Here is a 785-nt window from a genome sequence, read left to right as displayed (position 1 = left end):
CCAGCGCACCCCGGGGCGGACGTGCAGCACGTATTCGGTTGAGTCGTCGCTGACAGAAGAGAGTTCCAGCAGCATGCCGCGCACGGTGCCGTCGCGGTTGTACTCGACGAGATACTCGAGCCAGCCCCGGTAGAAATTGGCGATCTCGGACCAGTCGGCGGTGCGCGGGTCCTTGATCGGGCGGACCTCCATCTGGATGCGCAGGCTGCTGGAACCGGCGAGGCCGGGCTCTTCCTCGGCCCGCGCGGGCGTGCCGAGCCCGCCGAGCGCGTAGGCGGCGGTTGCGCTGAGTCCAAGCGCCGTGGCGCGGGTCAGGAATTCACGACGGTCGAGCCGCCCGGCCTTCAGGTCGCGTGCGCAGGCGCGTGCCCCCGGATGGACCCGTTCAGCTTCTCCCCTCTGCGTCATACCCCGTCCTTCATGGTCGCGGGCCGACGGTCGCGCCGGCACCGGTCTTCTCCCTCGGCGGCCATGAAACCCTGAAGCCCCTCTCGCGGCAAGAGGCTTCCGCCCGCCTCTCCTATCGGTGAAGGGCGCCGCGCGTCTGGGGCGCCCGTGCGCCGGGCTTGCCGCCGTTGCGGATCTCGGTCGGAGAGAGCCCGGTGTGGCTGCGGATGAAGCGGGTGAAATAGGGCGCGCTGTTGAAGCCGAGCGCCTCGGCGATGCGGTTGACCGCCGGTTCCGGCAGGGCGAGCAGGCGCTGCGCCTCGTGCAGCTTGCGCTCGGCCAGCATCGCCACCGCGGTCATGCCGCAGCAGGCGCGGGCGGTGCGGGTGAGGTGGGTC

The 785-nt window shown here is 71.1% G+C and carries 1 protein-coding gene and 1 pseudogene; both read right to left on the bottom strand.

Annotated elements, in window-relative coordinates; all coding sequences use genetic code 11:
- A pseudogene (locus tag HC022_RS27970) lies at nt 1-408 on the bottom strand (diguanylate cyclase); the annotation flags it as partial.
- Nucleotides 409-520: 112 nt separating this feature from the next.
- A partial coding sequence (locus tag HC022_RS27965; protein WP_167454538.1) for a helix-turn-helix domain-containing protein occupies nt 521-785 on the bottom strand: 265 nt, incomplete at its 5' end.

Source organism: Salipiger sp. HF18, assembly GCF_011806505.1.
Classification (GTDB): Bacteria; Pseudomonadota; Alphaproteobacteria; order Rhodobacterales; family Rhodobacteraceae; genus Salipiger; species Salipiger thiooxidans.
Note: the sequence above shows the minus strand (reverse complement) of the source record. Positions and strands in the feature narration are given on the sequence as shown.